This window comes from Pelomonas lactea (assembly GCF_043555885.1).
GTDB classification, from domain to species: domain Bacteria; phylum Pseudomonadota; class Gammaproteobacteria; order Burkholderiales; family Burkholderiaceae_C; genus Pelomonas; species Pelomonas lactea.
The window spans coordinates 414,356-430,443 of sequence record NZ_JBIGHX010000001.1 but is presented as its reverse complement, the minus strand read 5'-3'; the positions used below and the strand labels follow the sequence as shown (position 1 = coordinate 430,443).

Genomic DNA, 16,088 nt, shown 5'->3' with positions numbered 1-16,088 from the left:
CCTTTCAATAGCGCATCAGCGCGAGGAGGGCGGCCCGGGATGGGCGCGCGGAAGCGGACAGGGCCTGCAGCTCGGCCCGCACGCGGGCCGCATCGGCGCGGGTGTCCAGCGCCTGGCCGTAGCGTGCCAGCGCGGCCTGGGCGCGGCGCTGGGCTGCGGGCTCGGCGGCCCACGCGGCCGCGGCGGCCAGCGCCTGGGCACGCAGCCGGTCGGGGTGTGCGGGGGGCAGGCCCAGGTCGGCGGCCGTCTCGGCCTCGGCCAACTGGCGCCGTGCGTCTTCCAGCCGGCCCAGTTCCAACAGCGCCAGGCCCTGCAATGCCGGGCCCTGCCAGCGGTCGGCCGGGTCCGCGCCGCCGCCGGCCTCGGCGGCGGCCAGCCTGTCCAGCGCGGGCTGCGCACGGCCGCGGCGCAGCTCGGCTTCGCCCTGCAGCAACTGCGCTCGCCAGGCCGACGTGTCCCCAGGGTGTGCCGAGAAGTAGGCCCAGGCGGTGCGCAATGCCGCCTCGGCGGCGCTGGGCTGGCCGCCGCGCAGCGTCAGCCGCGCCAGCGTCAGTGCCAGCAGCGGCTGGGTGTCGGGGTCGGGGTCGGCGTGCGCGTCGGCCAGCGCGCGACGCGCCTGGGCCAGCGCGGCGTCCGTCTCGCCGTGATGGAACAGCGCCGATGCCCACCAGGCCCGGGCATACAGCGTCTGCGTGTGCGTGGCGCCCAGCAGCCGCTCCAGCGACGTGACGGCGTCGGCCAGCAGCGGCGTGGCCGTCGCGTAGCGGCCCAGCTCCACCTCCAGCGTGGCGGCCGACAGCCGCGCGAGGGCGGCATCCACGGGCCGCTCGGACGCCGTCGCCGCAGCGACGGCGGCGAACCACTGCCGGGCCTCGTCCCACTTGCCCTCGGCGCGGGCGACGGTGGCCAGCAGATCGGCCGCCTTCACATAACTGCGGTGCCGGGCGGAGTGCCGCGACAGTGCCTTCTCGGCGCTCTGCGTCAGCTGCGTGCGGGCTTCGGCAAGCTGGCCGGCCTCCAGCGCCAGCTCGCCGAGGGCGACGCGCGCGAACAGCTCGAAGTCGTCACTGCCCGATGCGGCCAGCCCGCGCAGCAGCGCCTGCGCCTGCAGCGGCTCGCCCAGCCGCTGCAGCACGGTGGCCAGCTCGAAAGCCACCTCGCGCTGCTCGATGGTGGCCTCGCGGCCATCGCGCAGCGCCTGCGAGCGGCTGAGCTGCAGCGCCTCGCGCGCCTGCGCCGGGTCGCCGTTCTGCACCAGCAGCAGGCCCAGCGGCCGGGCCACGTCGGCCAGCAGCGCGGGGTCGCCCGCCAGGCGGTGCTTCGCTTCGGCCCAGCTGCGGCGGAGCAGCTCGATCATCGGCACGGTGGCGCTGCCGGACGCGTCGGGGCTGAGCCCCGCCAGGAGCTCGGTCAACACGCTCTGCACGCGGCGTGTGCGCTGGGCCTCCAGCCGCGCCTGCTGCCACTGCCAGGTGGTGGCAGCCACGCCGGCGACGAGGCTGGCCAGCACCAGCGCCAGCGCGGCCAGTTGCAGCCGGTAGCGGCGCGCGAACCTGGCGCTGCGGTAGGCCAGCGAGTCCGGGCGGGCGGCGACGGGCCGGTGCGACAGGTAGGCACGCACGTCGTCGGCCAGCGCGCCGGCGCCGGCGTAGCGGTCCTCGGGGCGCTCCTTCAGCGCCCGCGCGACGACGAGCGCCAGGTCGCCGCGCAGCGCGGCCGAGGGCTGGCGCCGCCCGGTCAGCAGCAGGCACAGCAGCCGACCCAGCGCGAAGACGTCGGTGGCGGTGCCGACCGGTTCGCCGCGCAGCTGCTCGGGCGCCGCGTACTCGGGCGTCAGGCCGGCCGCAGCCTGCTGCGTCAGCGCCGCGCCGGTGTCGTCCTCGGCCAGCAGCTTGGCGACGCCGAAGTCCAGCAGCTTCACGTCGCCCTCGGCCGTCACGAGCACGTTGCCGGGCTTGAGGTCGCGGTGCACCACCAGCCGCGTGTGCGCGTGGGCCACGGCGTCGCACACCTGCAGGAACAGCCGCAGCCGCGCCGCCTCGCCCTGCCCGCGCGCGTCGCACCAGGCGTCGATGCGCTCGCCGTCCACCAGCTCCAGCACCAGGTAGCGCGCCGGCAGGCCGCCCAGCGGCGCCTCGCCGATGTCCAGCAGCCGCGCGATGTGCGGGTGCGCCAGCCGCGCCAGCAACTCGCCCTCGCGGCGAAAGCGCGCCCGCGCCGCCTCGCCACGCCACGGGCTGTGCAGCAGCTTGATGGCGGCCTCGCCGCCATGCGCGCCGTCGCTGCGCCGCGCGCGCCACACCTCGCCCATGCCGCCGCTGCCCAGCGGCGCCACCAGCGTCCACGCGCCCAGCACCTGGCCGGCCAGTTCGGGGGGCGCGGGCAGCCGCGCGGGCTCGGCGAGAAAGTCCTGCGCGTCGGCGGCCTGGTCGGCGTTGATCAGGGCCTGCAGCCGTTCGCGCTGCGCGGGCGTCAGCCGCGTCAGCAGCGCCTCGCGCTCGGGCGCCGTCGCGTCGTGCCACGCGTCGAAGGCGGCCAGCGCGCCGGCGTGGTCGGTCGTGTTCATGGGGCAAGTATTCGATGCGGGCCGGGCGCTGGGCCGCTCCCGAGCCGGCCCGTCGGGCGACGTGCTTGCGGCTCGGCGCCGCAAGCGTCGTCATCCCCTCGGGGGACCGGCTGGGCGCACCTGCGTTCAGCAGGGCAAGACCGGGCGAGGGGCCTCATGTCAACGCGTCGAAGAGGAAGGCCCGCGCCTTGCGCCAGTCGCGCTTGACCGTGGGCAGCGAGACGTCCAGTGCCTGCGCGATCTCCTCCATCTCCAGCCCGCCGAAGAAGCGCATCTCGACGACGCGGTGCGCGCGCTCGTCGGCGCGCGCCAGCGTCTGCAGCACGTCGTCCAGCTTCAGCACGTCGGGCGGTACCAGCTGCTCCAGCGCGGTGGTGGACAGCGTCACCTGCGCGCCGCCGCCGCGCTTGTCGGCGTGGCGCTCGCGCAGGTGATCCACGATGACGCTGCGCATGACCTTGCTGGCATGCGCGAAGAACTGGCCGCGGTGCAGCGCCGCCTCCTGGCCCGCGCTCTTCAGCCACACCTCGTGGATCAGCGCGGCGGGTTCCAGCGTCATCGGTGCATGGCCGGCCAGGTGGCTGCGCGCCAGGCGCTTGAGTTCGGGGTACAGCGCCGTGTAGAGGCGGTCGCGGGCGGCGGCGTCGCCGGCCGAGAGCTGGTGCAGCAGCAACGTGATGTCGGAGGTCATGTCACAGGCATGCTGGCATCGGGGCGCGGCGCTGTCCCTCCCCAGGATGTGCCCGGAAGATGCCGGATGATGGCGCGATGAATCGAGTGCTTATCTCGCTGGGCCTGGCCCTGCTCGCGCCACTGGCCCAGGCGGCCGCCGCCGACCGCTGGGTGCAGGCCACCCGCCTCATGCTGCGCGCCGAGGCGTCGCCCACGGCCGCCATCGTCGGCAGTCTGCAGCAGGGCAGCCGCGTGCGGCTGGTGACGCCCAACGTCGGCGGTGGCGACTGGTGCATGGTGGAGGTCAGCAGCGGCCTGGTGTTCGCGGCCTGCCGCTACCTGAGCGAGCAACCGGTGGCGCCGCCGCGCGCCGGCGAGGGCGGCGTGCCGGCCGACCGGCGCTGGGTGGGCGGCAGCAACCTGCTGCTGCGCGCCGAGCCGCGGCCCGACGCGGCGGTGCTGGGCCGGCTGGCACTGAACACGGCGCTGCGCCTGACGGGCGACAACGCCGGCAACGGCTACTGCGCGGTGCAGCGGGTCGACGGCGACACGACGCCGGGCTACACCGCCTGCCGCTATCTGCAGACGTCGCCGCTGGCCTGGCAGCGCATCAGCGAGCCGACGCAGGGCGGCGCCGACAACCCCGACTTCGACCCCGCGCGGGCGTTCTGGATCGCGCCGAGCTGGGAGCTGATGGCGCACTACGCGCGCCGGCTTGCGCAGCAGCGTGAGGCGCAGGGCGAGGCCGCACCCAAGGGCGCGGACGAGCAGCTGGAGCGCATGAAGGCGACGCTGTCCGGGCAGGTCGTCCCCACCGCGGAGCCGGCGACCGTCTGGCCCGAGTGGGCGACGGTGCAGCGGGAGGGGAGCGGCATGTCCGGCACGCTGCAGCTGTACGGCTCGCAATTCGACGGCGGCGGCCAGCGGCGCGTGGCGGGCCTGCTGGGCGCGCTGCCGGCGCTGCCGGCGGCGGCGCCGTCGTGGTGGCGCAGCGACGCCGACCTGGCCGGTCCGCAGGAATCCGTGCCTTCGCTGGCGGCCCGCTTCGGTGGCCAGGTGCAGTGGCTGCACGAGTCGCTGCAGCCGGGGTCGCCCAACCGCGGCAGTGTGCTGCCCGGCGGGCGCATCGAGCGGCTGACGCAGCCGCTGCATCGCGTCAGCCTGCTGTCCAGCCAGGCGCTGCGCGACGAGACCGTGCGCCCGCAGTTCGTCAGCCTGTCGTGGGACCCGACGAACGACGTCATGTGCGAAGGCTGGGTGGGCGGCTTCGGCAGCGGCGAGACCGACGCGGCGACCTATCGCCGCAACGGACTGACGCGGCCGGCCACGCCCGGACCGATGACGCTGTTCACGTTCTGGAGTTCGCGCCCGCTGCCGGCCGGCCCGGCGCGCTGGACGCGCCAGGTCTTCAAGCTGGACCGCGATGCCACCGGCTTCGTCGCGGGCGAATGGCGCACGGTGGACATGGATGGCGACGGCATCGCCGACCTCGCTTGGCTGCAGGCCACCGGCCGCGGCCCGGGCCACCTGGGCGACGAGCCCCAGCACGACGACGCCTGGTACCGCCTGCTGGTGGCCAACGTGGCCGGCCGCTGGCGGCTGCTGGCGGTGGACACGTTCTCGTACGGCTGCGGCTGCTGAGGCCGACAATCACGCTCTTTGACCCGATCTGTTTCCGCCATGTCCGAAGCCACCCGCCCCGAACTGCCCGACCACCTGAGCGTCGACCCGCGCAGCCCCCACCACGTCGCCGCCGTGTTCGAGCACGACATCGGCATCCGCTTCAACGGCAAGGAGCGCTTCGACGTCGAGGAGTACTGCATCAGCGAAGGCTGGGTCAAGGTGCCCGCCGGCAAGACGCTGGACCGCAAGGGCCGGCCGCTGTGCATCAAGCTCAAGGGCGTGGTTGAGGCCTTCTACAAGTAAGACTTCAGCACCAGCGCGGCGGCGGTCCACAGCGCCGCCCAGCCCGGGTGCCGCCCGCGATTGCTCCACAGTACCAGCGCGCCGCCGGCCGCCAGAGCGAGCACGGCGCCGCGCTCGATGATGCCGCCCGATGCGGCGCGCGACTCCGGCTGCGCGAGCCACAGCAGCAACGCAGCCAGCGCCCAGCCCAGCACCGTCACGAGGTGCCAGTTGGCCCACAGGATGCGCGTCTGGAATCCGCGCAGCACCGGCTGCCCGCCGCTGGGTACCACGCCGCCGCGGCGCAGTGCCCGAAAGATCATCCATTCGCCGATGACCGAATGCGCCAGCCCCGTCAGCGCGACGACGGCGGCCGCGGCGACCAGCCACGCGTTCATGTCGGCCTCCGCGCGGCCAGCCGCAGCGTCAACCCGCCTTCGGGGCGCAGCGTGACACCCATGCGCGGCTTCGGGGCCTCGGTGCCCAGCGGCGTCAGCGTGAAGCGCTGCAGCACCAAGGCCGCGATCAGTGTCATTTCCAGCACGGCGAAATGCTGGCCCAGGCACACGCGCGGCCCCAGGCCGAAGGGGATGTAGGCACCGCGCGGGATCTCGTGCGGGGCTCCGGGCAGGAAGCGCTCCGGCTTGAACGCCAGCGGCGCGTCGGGCCACCAGCGAGCGTCGCGGTGCAGCAGCCACGGCGTCACGCGCACCAGCGCGCGGGCTGGCAGCGTCACGCCGCCCACGGTGATGGCGCGCGTGAGCCGGCGCGTCATCATCGCGGCCACCGGTGGGTACAGCCGCATCGCCTCCTTCAGCGTGGCCGACAGGAAGGGCAGCGCGCCGGCATCGTCCGCCGTGGGCGCGCGGCCGGCCAGCAGCGCGTCCACCTCGTCGCGGGCGCGGGCCTGCGCGTCGGGGTGGGCCGCCATCAGCCAGCTCCACCACACCAGCGCCGTCGCGCTGGTCTCGTGGCCGGCCTGGAAACTCACCATGCACTGGTCATACACCTCGCGCGGTGACAGCGCCTGGCCGGTCTCGTCGTCGCGCAGCGCCATCAGCATGCCCAGCAGGTCGGGCTTGTGCTCGCCGCTGGCCCGTCGCGCGTCGATGTGGCCGCTCAGCAGCCCGTGCAGCAGCCGGCTGGCGCGGCGCTTGGCGGCCTTGCCAGGCAGTGGCAGCCAGTCGGGCAAGGTGAACGGCCAGAACATTTCTTCAAGCGCCGTCTCGCTGAGTACCTGCACCGCGTGGGCCGCGGCGGCCGTGTCGCTGCCGATCGGCGTGCTGAACAGCGTGCGCGAGATGACGTCCATCGTCAGGTGGCTGAACAACGCGTCCATGCCGACGTCGCCGGGCCGGACCGCGTCCAGCCCCGCGGTGGCGGCCTCGGTCATCAGCGCCGCGTAGCCGGCCACGCGCTTGGGCGTGAACGCCGGCATCAGCATGCGGCGCTGGCGCTGCCAGGTGGCGCCCTCGGTGACGAGCACGGACTGGCCCATCAGGTCCGAGAACACCTCGGGGCCGCGCTCCCAGCGCACCAGCGCATCGGCGTGCTCCACCATGATGGCGCGCAGCAGCTCGGGGTCGAACACGTCCACGCCGCGCTCGCCGAGGATGGCCTGCGCGGCCAGGTCGCCCAGCGACTGCTGCCGCGCGATGACGGCCAGGTAGTCGCGCCGCATGGCCATCAGCACGGGGAAGCCCCACCAGCGGCTGGGGTGGCGGGGCAGGTCGTTCCAGGTCAGTGAAGTCATGGGCGCATCGTGCGCCGGCCGCCCCGGCGGGGTCTTGAACGAATGCGACACTGGCCGCATGGACGACGTCGGCACCCGGCTCTGGCTCCCCCCGCTGTCACTCGCCGGCTGTGTGCGCGCCGTGATGCTGCGCGACACGCGTGGCCGCGCGCTGGACGGTGCGCAGCGCGAGAACTACTTCCCTGCCACGCCGCTGGTCAGCCTGTTCTGGTGGGCCGAGGGGCGCAGCGACTGGCTGGCCACGCCGGGTTTCTCGGCGCCGACGCCGGACTACGCCGACGCGCCGGTGCTGTTCGGCGGCCCGTTCACGCTGCCCTCGCACACGCGCAACCCCGGCGAGATGTGGGCCTTCAAGCTGCTGATGCTGCCCGACGCGTTCACGGCGCTGACCGGCATTGCGCTGGACCGCCACGTGAACCGCATCGTCGACCCGCGCGGGCTGCTGCCGGCGGACTGGCGCGAATGGCTGGACGCGATGTCCGCCGCGCCGGACGACGCGGCGCGGCTGCGGCTGCTGGAGGCCTTCCTGGTGCCGCGCTGGCAGACGCTGGGCGCGCAGCAGCCGGGCCACCGCTACGCCGCGTGGAGCGAGGCGCTGGCCGTGCGCGCCGCCACCAGCGCCGCCGGCCGCAGCCTGCGCCAGCTGGAGCGGCGCATCAAGGCCTGGGCCGGCCTGCCGCTGCGCGAGCTGCGCGCCGTGTCGCGCGCCGAGCGGGCCTTCTACGCGGTGGCCGCGGCCGACGGCCAGCCCGGCTTCAACTGGGCCGACATCGCCGCCGAGACCGACTATGCCGACCAGTCCCACCTGTGCCGGGAGACGCGCCGGCTCACCGGCTTCAGCCCCGAGGACCTGCGCCGCCGCCTGCAGACGGAAGAAGCCTTCTGGGCCTACCGGCTGTGGGTGGCGTGAGCACGCGCCTGGCCGCTCGCGCGGGCAGCGGCCCGATGTCCGCCCGGCTTGGTGCGGCATCGGGCCGCCTGCCGTAATCCGCTGAAACCGCGCGCCACAATGGCGGTTTCGTTCATCAACGGAGACTAGAAATGTCCGATGCCATCGTCATCGTGTCCGCCGCCCGCACCCCCATCGGCGGCCTGCTGGGTGATTTCGCCGGCCTCGCCGGCTGGGAACTGGGTGCCGTGGCCATCCAGGCCGCGGTGGAGCGCGCCGGCGTGCCGGGCGACGCCGTCGACGAGGTGCTGATGGGCTGCTGCCTGATGGCCGGCCAGGGCCAGGCGCCCGCCCGCCAGGCCGTGCGCAAGGCGGGCCTGCCCGACTCTGCCGGCGCCGTCACGCTGAGCAAGATGTGCGGCTCCGGCATGCGCACGATGATGCTGGCCCACGACATGCTCAAGGCCGGCTCCGCCGAGGTCATGGTGGCCGGCGGCATGGAGAGCATGACCAACGCGCCGCACCTGATGTTCGCGCGCAAGGGCATCAAGTACGGCGCCTCCGCCGTGTACGACCACATGGCGCTGGACGGCCTGGAAGACGCCTACGAGCGCGGCAAGGCCATGGGCGTGTTCGCCGAACAGTGCGTCGCCAAGTACAGCTTCAGCCGCGAGGCGATGGACCAGTACGCCATCGCGTCCACGCAGCGCGCCAAGGCCGCCAACGAGAGCGGCGCGTTCGACTGGGAGATGGCGCCCGTCACGCTCAGCTCGCCCAAGGGTGACACCGTCGTCAAGTTCGACGAGCAGCCCTTCAAGGCCAAGCTCGACAAGATCCCCACGCTCAAGCCCGCGTTCAAGAAGGACGGCGCGATCACGGCCGCCACGTCGTCCAGCATCTCCGACGGCGCCGCCGCGCTGGTGCTGATGCGCGAGAGCACCGCGCAGGCGCGCGGCCTCAAGCCCATCGCCCGCATCGTCAGCCACGCGGTGCACGCGCAGGCGCCGGACTGGTTCACGACCGCCCCGGTGGGCGCCATCCAGAAGGCGCTGGCCAAGGCCGGCTGGCAGGCCGGCGACGTGGACCTGTGGGAAGTCAACGAGGCCTTCGCCGCCGTCACGATGGCCGCGATGGCCGAGTTCAAGCTGCCGCACGACATCGTCAACGTGAACGGTGGCGCGGTGGCGCTGGGCCACCCCATCGGCGCCAGCGGCGCACGCATCGTCGTCACGCTGCTGGGCGCGCTGAAGGCCCGCGGCCTCAAGAAGGGCCTGGCGGCGCTGTGCATCGGCGGCGGCGAAGCGACGGCGCTGGCCGTCGAGATGCTGTGATGCCTTGAAACGGGACGGGCACGGGCCCGCTCCGCGCGGCGGCCCCGTGCCGCCGCTCCTCAACGTCGGAAAGTAGAGATCGCCATGCTGGGCACCCACGACCTTCCCCTGTTCGCCGCCACCGTGCTGGTGCTGAACGCAACGCCCGGCGTCGACATGGCGCTGGCCATCGCCAGCACGCTGCGCGGCGGCTGGCGCCAGGGCGTCGCGGCGGCGGTGGGCATCATGGCCGGCTGCGTGGTGCACACGCTGGCGGCCGCGTTCGGCCTCGCCGCGCTGCTGGCCACGTCGGCCGAGGCGTTCGCCGTCGTCAAGTACGTGGGGGCGGCCTACCTGCTCTACGTCGCCTGGGGCATGGCGAAGGCCGGGCTGCGGCCCGCGGCCGCGGCGGACGTCGCCGCGCCGCAGTCGCTGTGGCGCACCGTGCGGCAGGGCTTCTTCACGAACGCGCTGAATCCCAAGGTGGCGCTGTTCTTCCTCGCGCTGCTGCCGCAGTTCATCGACGCCGATGCGCCGGACAAGACGCTGGCCTTCCTCTTCCTCGGCGCCTGGTTCATCGTGCAGGGGCTGCTGTTCATGCTGGTGCTGGTGGCGGCCGTCGCGCCGCTGCGCCGCACGGCGCCGCGGCCCTGGGTGGGGCGCACGCTGAATCTGGGCGGCGCCGGCCTCTTCACGCTGCTGGCCGCCAAGCTGGCGGTGACGAAGCCATGAACGTCCTCATCATCGGCGCCTCGCGCGGCCTGGGCCTGGAGTTCGTGCGGCAGTACCGCGCCGACGGTGCCCGCGTGACGGCCACCGCGCGCGACGACGCTGGCCTGGCCCGGCTGCAGCAACTGGGCGCCCGTGCGCTGAAGCTGGATGTGGTGCAGGCCGCCAGCGTGTCGGGGCTGGCCTGGCTCATCGACGGCGAGCGCTTCGATGTCATCGTCATCAACGCCGGCGTGTTCAGCGCGCGTACCCAGGGCCTGCAGCCCCCCACCGAGGCGGACTTCGACCTCGTCATGCGCACCAACGTGCTGGGCCCCATGCGGCTGCTGCCGCAGGTGGCCGAGGCGCTGGCGCCGGGCGCCCGCGTGGCGGTGCTGTCGTCGCTGATGGGCTCCATCGCACAGCGCAGCAACGCGTCGGCCTGGCTGTACCGGGCATCCAAGGCGGCGGTCAACTCGGTCATGAAGGACGCCGCCCAGGTGTTGGCCGGCCAGGCCACCGTCGTCAGCCTGCACCCGGGCTGGGTGCGCACCGACATGGGGGGCGAGGGCGCCGACCTGGCGGTCGACACCAGCGTGGCCGACATGCGCCGGCTGCTCGCCGGCCTGACGCCGGCCGACTCCGGCGGCTTCTTCAACCACGACGGCCAACGCCTGCCCTGGTGAAGGGCGGCGGCGCGGTCGTCACGCGGCATGCGCTAACGTCACGGTCTTGGCACTGCGATTGCTTGGCCCGGTGCGGGCCGGCCCGCCACGCCGCTGCCCCGCCCCATGGCGGGGCGTTCCTCGGAGATTTCAATGGATACCCTCGCCGCCGACGTCGAATCCACCCCGCTGGTCAGCGTGGGTGAGACCTGCGAGCGCATCGTGCGCTTCTCGCGGGAAGACATCGCCACCTTCGCCCGCCTCACCGGCGACACCAACCCGCTGCACCACGACGTGCAGGCCGCGCAGCGTGCCCGCCACGGCGAGATCATCGCCAGCGGCCAGCAGACGACGGCGCAGCTGATCGGCCTCGTCGCCAGCCACTTTTCGCGCAGCGACGACGGCAAGGCCCGCGAACTGCTGTGCCTGAACTTCAACTTCGCGTTCAAGGCGCCGGTGTTCGCCGAGCAGGAGCTGGTGCTGCACTGGCGCGTGTCCAGCGTGGAATGGAACACCTCGCTGGGCGGCTGGTTGTTCCACGCCGATGGCCGCGCGACGGTGCGTCACGCCCATCCCTGCGTCATCGGGCGCGGCACGCTGCTGGTCAAGGCCGGGCAGGCCTGAACCTCGCCGTCACAGCGGCTCCAGCTCGACGACGAAGCGCGAGCCGCCGTCCTCCGGCGCCTCGTGATGCAGGCTGCCGTTCATCAGTGCCACCAGCTGGCTGCTGAGGTACAGGCCCAGGCCCGTGCCCTCCTGCGCGTGGGCGGCGCCACTGTCCAGCGGCTGGAAGGGCTGGAACAGCAGCGCGCGCTGCGCCTCGGGCACGCCCGGGCCGTGGTCGCGCACGGCCAGCACGAGGCTGCGGCCGGCGAGGTGGGCGCCGATCTCCACGTCGCCGTGGGTGGCGCCCCGCAGCGCGTGGGCCACGAGGTTGTGCAGCACCTGCGCGAGCTTCTGACGGTCGCCGTGCCAGGGCAGCGTCGCCGGGGCCGATACCGTCAACCCCAGCCCGCGCGCGGCGGCCTGCGGGCGCAGCTGGGCTGCCACCTCGGTCGTCAGTTCCGCCAGATCCAGCGGCTGCACGCTGAGCGTCAGGCGGCCGGCATCGAGGCGCGACAGCGTCAGCAGGTCGTCGATGAGCGCCAGCAGGTGGCGGCCGGCGCCGGACACGAAGCCCAGCTGGCGCACCTGCTCCGGGTTGACCGGGCCGCTGTGGCCGCTGCGCACCAGGTCCGTGAAGCCCAGCACCGCGTTCAGCGGCGTGCGCAGCTCGTGGCTCATGCGCGCCAGGAACTCGGACCGAGCGCGGTCCACCTCCTGCAGCCGGCGATGCTCGGCGGCCACGCGTTCGGCGGCGCGGCGCTCGGTGAGGTCGTGCACGAAACCGACAAACAGCGTCTCGCCGTCCAGCTCGAAGCGGGAGAACCGGATCTCCACCGACAGCTCGCGGCCATCGGCGTGGCGGGCCAGCGTCTGCACGCCGCGCCAGTCCTGGCGCTTCTCCCCGGTCGCCACGTGGCGGGCCAGGCCCGCGGCGTGCGGTCCCTGCAGCGCCTCGGGCTGCATGACTGCCACCGGCTGGCCGGCCAGGCTGCCCGGTGCATGGCCCAGCAGCGCGTGCAGCGCCGGGTTGGCGAAGCGGATGGTGCTGCCGGCGTCGATGATGACGGCGCCGTCGATGCTGGTCTCCCAGACGGATCGGAACAACGCCTCGCTGCGCTGCACGGCCTGGTGGGCGGCGAGGTCCTCGCGGGCGCGGCGCATCACCAGCCGCGCGGCAGCCAGCCCGAACAGCAGCGCGCTGACCACCAGCGCCGCCACCAGCGCCGTCGCCGTCAGCCGCGACGCCAGGCCCAGGCTGGCCGAGAAGCGCTGCTCCAGCGGCGTGAGGCGGGCGTCGAGCGCCAGCACGTGAGGCAACAGCGCCGCGCGCGTGTCGGGTGGCCGTGCGCGCGCGTCAGCCGCCAGCGCCTGCAGCTCGGCCACCAGCCCGTCGGCTTCGCGCCAGATGGCCACCGACTCCGCCATCAGCGGCAGGCTGTGGCAGCAGCGGTACAGCCCCACCATGCCGGCCACGTCGTCGGGATGGTTGCGGCCGTCCAGGAAGGCCTGCCGCGCGTCGTCGGCCGCGCCGCGGTCCAGCGCCTCGCGGGCGCGCCGGTCGGCCAGCGGCACCGCCAGTTCGCGCTCGAAGGCCCGGTACTGCGCCTCGTCGCCTGTCTGCAGGTACTGCACCAGCGCCAGCGTGGCCGTCTTCTGGGCGCGCGACCACTGCCCCTCGCCGGCCACGTAGGCCCGCGCGGCCGACAGCGCCGCCACCGCCAGCAGCGCCAGCACCCCCAGCAGCATGGCCATGCCCATCAGCAGCCACGCCACACGCCGCGCGCCGCGGGGGAGCGCGGGGGTGGAGGGGGTGGAGGGGGGCGCGAGAACGTGGCTCACCGCGGCCGAGTATGCCCAGCGCCCGTCGCCGCGGGAAGCGGGGCAGCCCCCCGCCGCCGTGCAGTGGTGGCGTTTGCTACCGGGAGGCAGCCGCCGGCGGCGCCACGTCGAACGTGCCCACCAGCACCTGCTCGCCGCGGCCCGACAGGCGCAGCACGACGCGCTGGTCCTTCTGCGCGTCGGTGCCGAAGCCGGTGGCCAGCCACAGCATCAGCGTGGTGTAGGGCGACACCAGTTGCTGGCGGTGGCCGAAGAACTGCGCGCGCACCTCGTAGCGGCCCGGCTTGGCCTGGCGCAGCGCGAACTCCTCGGGGCCGTAGCCGCCGGTGAAGTCGCGCGTCATGGCGCCGCCCTGGCGCGTCAGCCGGTGGGCGTAGTAGGCCTTCTCGCCGTCGGGGTCGGTCACCCACAGGTCGATGTCGGTGTTGTCGGCGTCCCAGCTCAGCACGGCGCGCAGGTCCAGCGGCAGGTTGCGGCGCAGCCGCGGATCCACGCGCGACAGGTCCAGCCCCGGCGTGCGGGCGGTCAGCGCGTTCAGCTCGGCCAGCGCGATCAGGTCGATGTCGGCGAAGCGCCAGTCCCAGCGGCCGCTGGCCACGTCCCACAGCAGGTCCACGGCGCGCTGCGGCTGCGTGGGCGCGAGCGCCAGCGCGAGGTCGCGGTGCGACTGCGGCTCGTCGGGCGCCAGCTCGCGCACCCGCTCCAGCAGCGGCACGGCCAGCGTCGCCATGTCGGCCTGCTGCAGCCGGTAGGCCAGGATGCGCAGGATGTGGCGGTTCTCCAGCTCCATCTCGGCCAGGTTGGACAGCACGCGCACGGCCAGCTCGCGCTGGCCCCGGGCGAAGAAGATCTCGGCCGCGTCGATGAAGAAGGCGGTGCTGGCGACGTAGCCGGGGCGCTCGTCCAGGTAGACGGCGTAGCGGTCGGCGTCACCGGCCTCGCGCAGCCGGCGCACGTAAGGCGCGTCGGGCTCCCAAGCGCGCAGCGCGATGCTGGCGGCGGGCGCCGCATCGGCCTCGCCGGCCGGCTTGGGCGCTGCCGGCGGGGCCACCATGGACGCCAGCAGTGGCGCGGCCGGAGCCGGAGCCGGAGCCGGGGCCGGGGCCGGGGCCGGGGCTGGAGCCGGGGCGCGCATCAGGGGCGGCGGCGGGACGGGTGCCGCTACGGGGGCGGCGTCCCTCGGTGTCGGCGGCATCGCGGCGGGCGATACGCGGCGTTCAGCCACGGCGGCCACGGGTGCCGGCGATGGCCGGGGCTGGGACTGGGGCGGCGGAGGTGGCGGCGTCTTGGTGAAGTCGCGCGCCCACCAGGCCTCGCGCTCGGCGAAGCGGCGCGCCAGCGATTCCAGCTGCTGGTCGCGGCCGGCCTGGCGGCGCGTGCCGAGCTGGGCCAGCTGCTGCTGGTAGGCCGCACGCATCGCGGCGGTGGGCGGCACGATCTCGTAGCGCACGTAGTCGGCCAGTTCGTCCAGCACGATCAGCGAGGTCTCGGCGCTGAGCAGCCGGAACTGCTCGCCCAGCCGGCGGATCTGCGCGCGGTGGCGCTGGCGGTCGGCCTCCAGCTCGGCCACGCGCAGCTCGGCCCAGCGGCGGGCGGCCAGCGGCAGCGTGGCGTCGTCGGCCGTGGCTGCAGCCGGCGCGGGGGCTTTCAGCAGCAGCTGGCGCTGGCTGCGCCGGCCCTGGGCGTCCACGAGCGTCAGCGTGACGCGGGCCTCGGGTGCCGTCAGCCGCGCGGCGATGACGAGGCGGCCGTGTTCGGGGTGGATGGACTGGGCCACCAGTTCGTCGGCGCCCACGGCGCTGAGGTCCGCGAGGCGCAGCCCGGGCTGCGTCAGCGCGGCCAGCGCCGCGGTGGTGTCCAGCGTGTTCAGGTCCACCAGCCGGCCGCCGCCGGCCTCGGCCAGCCGGCGCAGCCGCGCCAGGTCGGCGCGCTGTGCGGCGTTGATGGCGAACACCGGGCCGGCCGGAGGCGTGGCGCCGTCGCCCGGCCAGTTGGCCAGGCCGTCGCTGAAAAGCAGGCTCAAGCTCTGGCCGCCGCTGCGCGCGTCCGCCAGGCCGGCGGCCCAGGCGGCCGGGCTGCTGGCGCCGTCGTAGGCCAGCTTTTCCAGCGTGCGGCGCAGCGCGGCCCAGTCGCCACCGCGCACGTCGAAGGCCTGCGCGGGCTCGGCCGCGTCGCGGGCGACGACCAGCCGCACGCGCACGTCGCGCGCCGCGGCGAAGAGGGCGTCCAGCAGCGCGAACTCGCGCGCGTGGTCGCGGCCGGCGCCGGAGCCGGAGGCGTCCCACGCGATCTGCACCTCGCGCGGCAGCCGCGGCGCGGCGCGGGTGTCGGCCGCGGCGATCTCGGCATAGGCGTAGGCGCGGTCGTCATGCGTCTGCACGACGACCGGCTCGCCGTCCGCCGCCGCCCAGCTCAGCGCCAGCGGCTCGCGGGGCCGCCAGTCGCGGCGCTGCACGCGCAGCGAGGCCTCGTCGCCGCGCGTGAAGGTCTCGGCACCGGCCAGCGCGCCGGCGGGCTGCGGGCGGGTGGCGCCGCGCAGGTCCAGCCGGGCGTCGAACTGCGCCACCGGCTGGCCGAAGTCCAGCGGCAGCCGGTACTGCACGCGGCCCTGCGCGCCGGGCTGCAGCGTCTCGGCAATCTGCAGCTGCACGCGGCGCTCACCGCCGGCCGGCACGGGGTAGATGCGCAGCTTGAAGTTGTTGCCGGCGGTGCGCTCCAGCAGCGCCGGGTCGACGCGGCGGCGCGAGATGTCGTCGAACACCTGGCGGCCCTTGTCCTTGGGCACCGGCACGGCGCCCACCATCTCGCCGCGCACGTCCAATGCGAAGCCGGTGACGCTCTGGCCGTCGGCCAGCGGGAACTCCAGCGTGGCCTCCAGCTGCCGCGGGTTGGGGTTGCGCACGACCAGCTCGATGCGCGTCTGCGCCTGCGAGCCGGCCAGCAGCGCGTGCACGTCCACGCGCTGCAGCGTCAGCGGCTGGCTGGCATCGGGCACGAAGAAGCGCGGCTCCAGCAGCCTGGCCGGCGGCAGCGCCGGGCTCAGGGCGTGCGCCGCGGGGCCGGCGAGCGCGAGCAGCAGTGTCAGCGAGCGAAGCATCAGGGAATGCGTCATGGACCTTCCGTTCAAACCAGCCGGGGCGGCGCCGGACAATACCGCACCCCCGCAACACGGAAA

General features: G+C 74.4%; 13 protein-coding genes. 7 read left to right on the top strand and 6 right to left on the bottom strand.

All coding sequences use genetic code 11. From position 1 onward, the window contains the following. Positions 1 to 4: 4 nt before the first annotated feature. Together ACG04Q_RS01845 and ACG04Q_RS01840 are read right to left on the bottom strand one after the other, a co-directional pair. Positions 5 to 2,566, bottom strand: coding sequence for a protein kinase domain-containing protein (locus ACG04Q_RS01845; RefSeq protein ID WP_394509105.1), 2,562 nt, complete (start codon positions 2,564 to 2,566; stop codon positions 5 to 7). Positions 2,567 to 2,720: 154 nt separating this feature from the next. After that, the gene (locus ACG04Q_RS01840; protein ID WP_394509104.1) at positions 2,721 to 3,257 is read right to left on the bottom strand and encodes an ECF-type sigma factor; all 537 of its coding nucleotides are present in this window, start codon (positions 3,255 to 3,257) and stop codon (positions 2,721 to 2,723) included. Positions 3,258 to 3,334: 77 nt separating this feature from the next. Here ACG04Q_RS01840 and ACG04Q_RS01835 point away from each other — a divergent pair, with 77 nt between their 5' ends. Further along, complete coding sequence (locus tag ACG04Q_RS01835) at positions 3,335 to 4,879, top strand: SH3 domain-containing protein (RefSeq protein ID WP_394509103.1); 1,545 nt, start codon at positions 3,335 to 3,337, stop codon at positions 4,877 to 4,879. 39 nt (positions 4,880 to 4,918) lie between these two features. Continuing rightward, positions 4,919 to 5,164, top strand: coding sequence for a DUF3297 family protein (locus tag ACG04Q_RS01830; RefSeq protein WP_394509102.1), 246 nt, complete (start codon positions 4,919 to 4,921; stop codon positions 5,162 to 5,164). Here the strand turns inward: ACG04Q_RS01830 and ACG04Q_RS01825 are convergent. Together ACG04Q_RS01825 and ACG04Q_RS01820 are read right to left on the bottom strand one after the other, a co-directional pair. After that, entirely contained in the window at positions 5,155 to 5,541 is a 387-nt protein-coding gene (locus ACG04Q_RS01825; protein WP_394509101.1) for a hypothetical protein, read from the bottom strand. The genes ACG04Q_RS01830 and ACG04Q_RS01825 overlap by 10 nt on opposite strands. Further along, entirely contained in the window at positions 5,538 to 6,896 is a 1,359-nt protein-coding gene (locus ACG04Q_RS01820) for a cytochrome P450 (RefSeq protein WP_394509100.1), read from the bottom strand. The genes ACG04Q_RS01825 and ACG04Q_RS01820 overlap by 4 nt, the downstream gene beginning before the upstream one ends. A gap of 58 nt (positions 6,897 to 6,954) precedes the next feature. Here ACG04Q_RS01820 and ACG04Q_RS01815 point away from each other — a divergent pair, with 58 nt between their 5' ends. The 5 genes from ACG04Q_RS01815 to ACG04Q_RS01795 all read left to right on the top strand — a co-directional run bounded on the left by ACG04Q_RS01815 (position 6,955) and on the right by ACG04Q_RS01795 (position 11,092). Continuing rightward, a complete protein-coding gene (locus ACG04Q_RS01815; protein WP_394509099.1) occupies positions 6,955 to 7,806 on the top strand; it encodes an AraC family transcriptional regulator in 852 nt (283 codons plus the stop codon). Between the two features lie 131 nt (positions 7,807 to 7,937). Next, positions 7,938 to 9,116 (top strand): acetyl-CoA C-acyltransferase, encoded by a 1,179-nt coding sequence (locus ACG04Q_RS01810; protein ID WP_394509098.1) that lies wholly within the window; start codon positions 7,938 to 7,940, stop codon positions 9,114 to 9,116. Between the two features lie 84 nt (positions 9,117 to 9,200). Further along, entirely contained in the window at positions 9,201 to 9,827 is a 627-nt protein-coding gene (locus ACG04Q_RS01805) for a LysE family translocator (RefSeq protein ID WP_394509097.1), read from the top strand. After that, positions 9,824 to 10,489, top strand: coding sequence for an SDR family oxidoreductase (locus ACG04Q_RS01800; protein ID WP_394509096.1), 666 nt, complete (start codon positions 9,824 to 9,826; stop codon positions 10,487 to 10,489). Before ACG04Q_RS01805 ends, ACG04Q_RS01800 begins: the two co-directional genes overlap by 4 nt. 132 nt (positions 10,490 to 10,621) lie before the next feature. After that, positions 10,622 to 11,092 (top strand): MaoC family dehydratase, encoded by a 471-nt coding sequence (locus ACG04Q_RS01795; RefSeq protein ID WP_394509095.1) that lies wholly within the window; start codon positions 10,622 to 10,624, stop codon positions 11,090 to 11,092. A gap of 9 nt (positions 11,093 to 11,101) precedes the next feature. Here the strand turns inward: ACG04Q_RS01795 and ACG04Q_RS01790 are convergent, their stop codons facing one another. Together ACG04Q_RS01790 and ACG04Q_RS01785 are read right to left on the bottom strand one after the other, a co-directional pair. Further along, positions 11,102 to 12,913 carry an ATP-binding protein gene (locus tag ACG04Q_RS01790; protein WP_394509094.1) on the bottom strand — a complete coding sequence of 604 codons (1,812 nt, stop codon included), beginning with the start codon at positions 12,911 to 12,913 and terminating at the stop codon, positions 11,102 to 11,104. A 76-nt stretch (positions 12,914 to 12,989) separates the two neighbouring features. Beyond that, positions 12,990 to 16,025, bottom strand: a complete 3,036-nt coding sequence (locus tag ACG04Q_RS01785) for a VIT domain-containing protein (RefSeq protein ID WP_394509093.1) — start codon at positions 16,023 to 16,025, stop codon at positions 12,990 to 12,992. Positions 16,026 to 16,088 lie beyond the last annotated feature (63 nt).

Coding starts and splice junctions, on each gene's coding strand:
- ACG04Q_RS01845 (WP_394509105.1), bottom strand. CDS start 2,566: ATGAACACGACCGACCACGCCGGCGCGCTGGCCGCCTTCGACGCGTGG.
- ACG04Q_RS01840 (WP_394509104.1), bottom strand. CDS start 3,257: ATGACCTCCGACATCACGTTGCTGCTGCACCAGCTCTCGGCCGGCGAC.
- ACG04Q_RS01835 (WP_394509103.1), top strand. CDS start 3,335: ATGAATCGAGTGCTTATCTCGCTGGGCCTGGCCCTGCTCGCGCCACTG.
- ACG04Q_RS01830 (WP_394509102.1), top strand. CDS start 4,919: ATGTCCGAAGCCACCCGCCCCGAACTGCCCGACCACCTGAGCGTCGAC.
- ACG04Q_RS01825 (WP_394509101.1), bottom strand. CDS start 5,541: ATGAACGCGTGGCTGGTCGCCGCGGCCGCCGTCGTCGCGCTGACGGGG.
- ACG04Q_RS01820 (WP_394509100.1), bottom strand. CDS start 6,896: ATGACTTCACTGACCTGGAACGACCTGCCCCGCCACCCCAGCCGCTGG.
- ACG04Q_RS01815 (WP_394509099.1), top strand. CDS start 6,955: ATGGACGACGTCGGCACCCGGCTCTGGCTCCCCCCGCTGTCACTCGCC.
- ACG04Q_RS01810 (WP_394509098.1), top strand. CDS start 7,938: ATGTCCGATGCCATCGTCATCGTGTCCGCCGCCCGCACCCCCATCGGC.
- ACG04Q_RS01805 (WP_394509097.1), top strand. CDS start 9,201: ATGCTGGGCACCCACGACCTTCCCCTGTTCGCCGCCACCGTGCTGGTG.
- ACG04Q_RS01800 (WP_394509096.1), top strand. CDS start 9,824: ATGAACGTCCTCATCATCGGCGCCTCGCGCGGCCTGGGCCTGGAGTTC.
- ACG04Q_RS01795 (WP_394509095.1), top strand. CDS start 10,622: ATGGATACCCTCGCCGCCGACGTCGAATCCACCCCGCTGGTCAGCGTG.
- ACG04Q_RS01785 (WP_394509093.1), bottom strand. CDS start 16,025: ATGACGCATTCCCTGATGCTTCGCTCGCTGACACTGCTGCTCGCGCTC.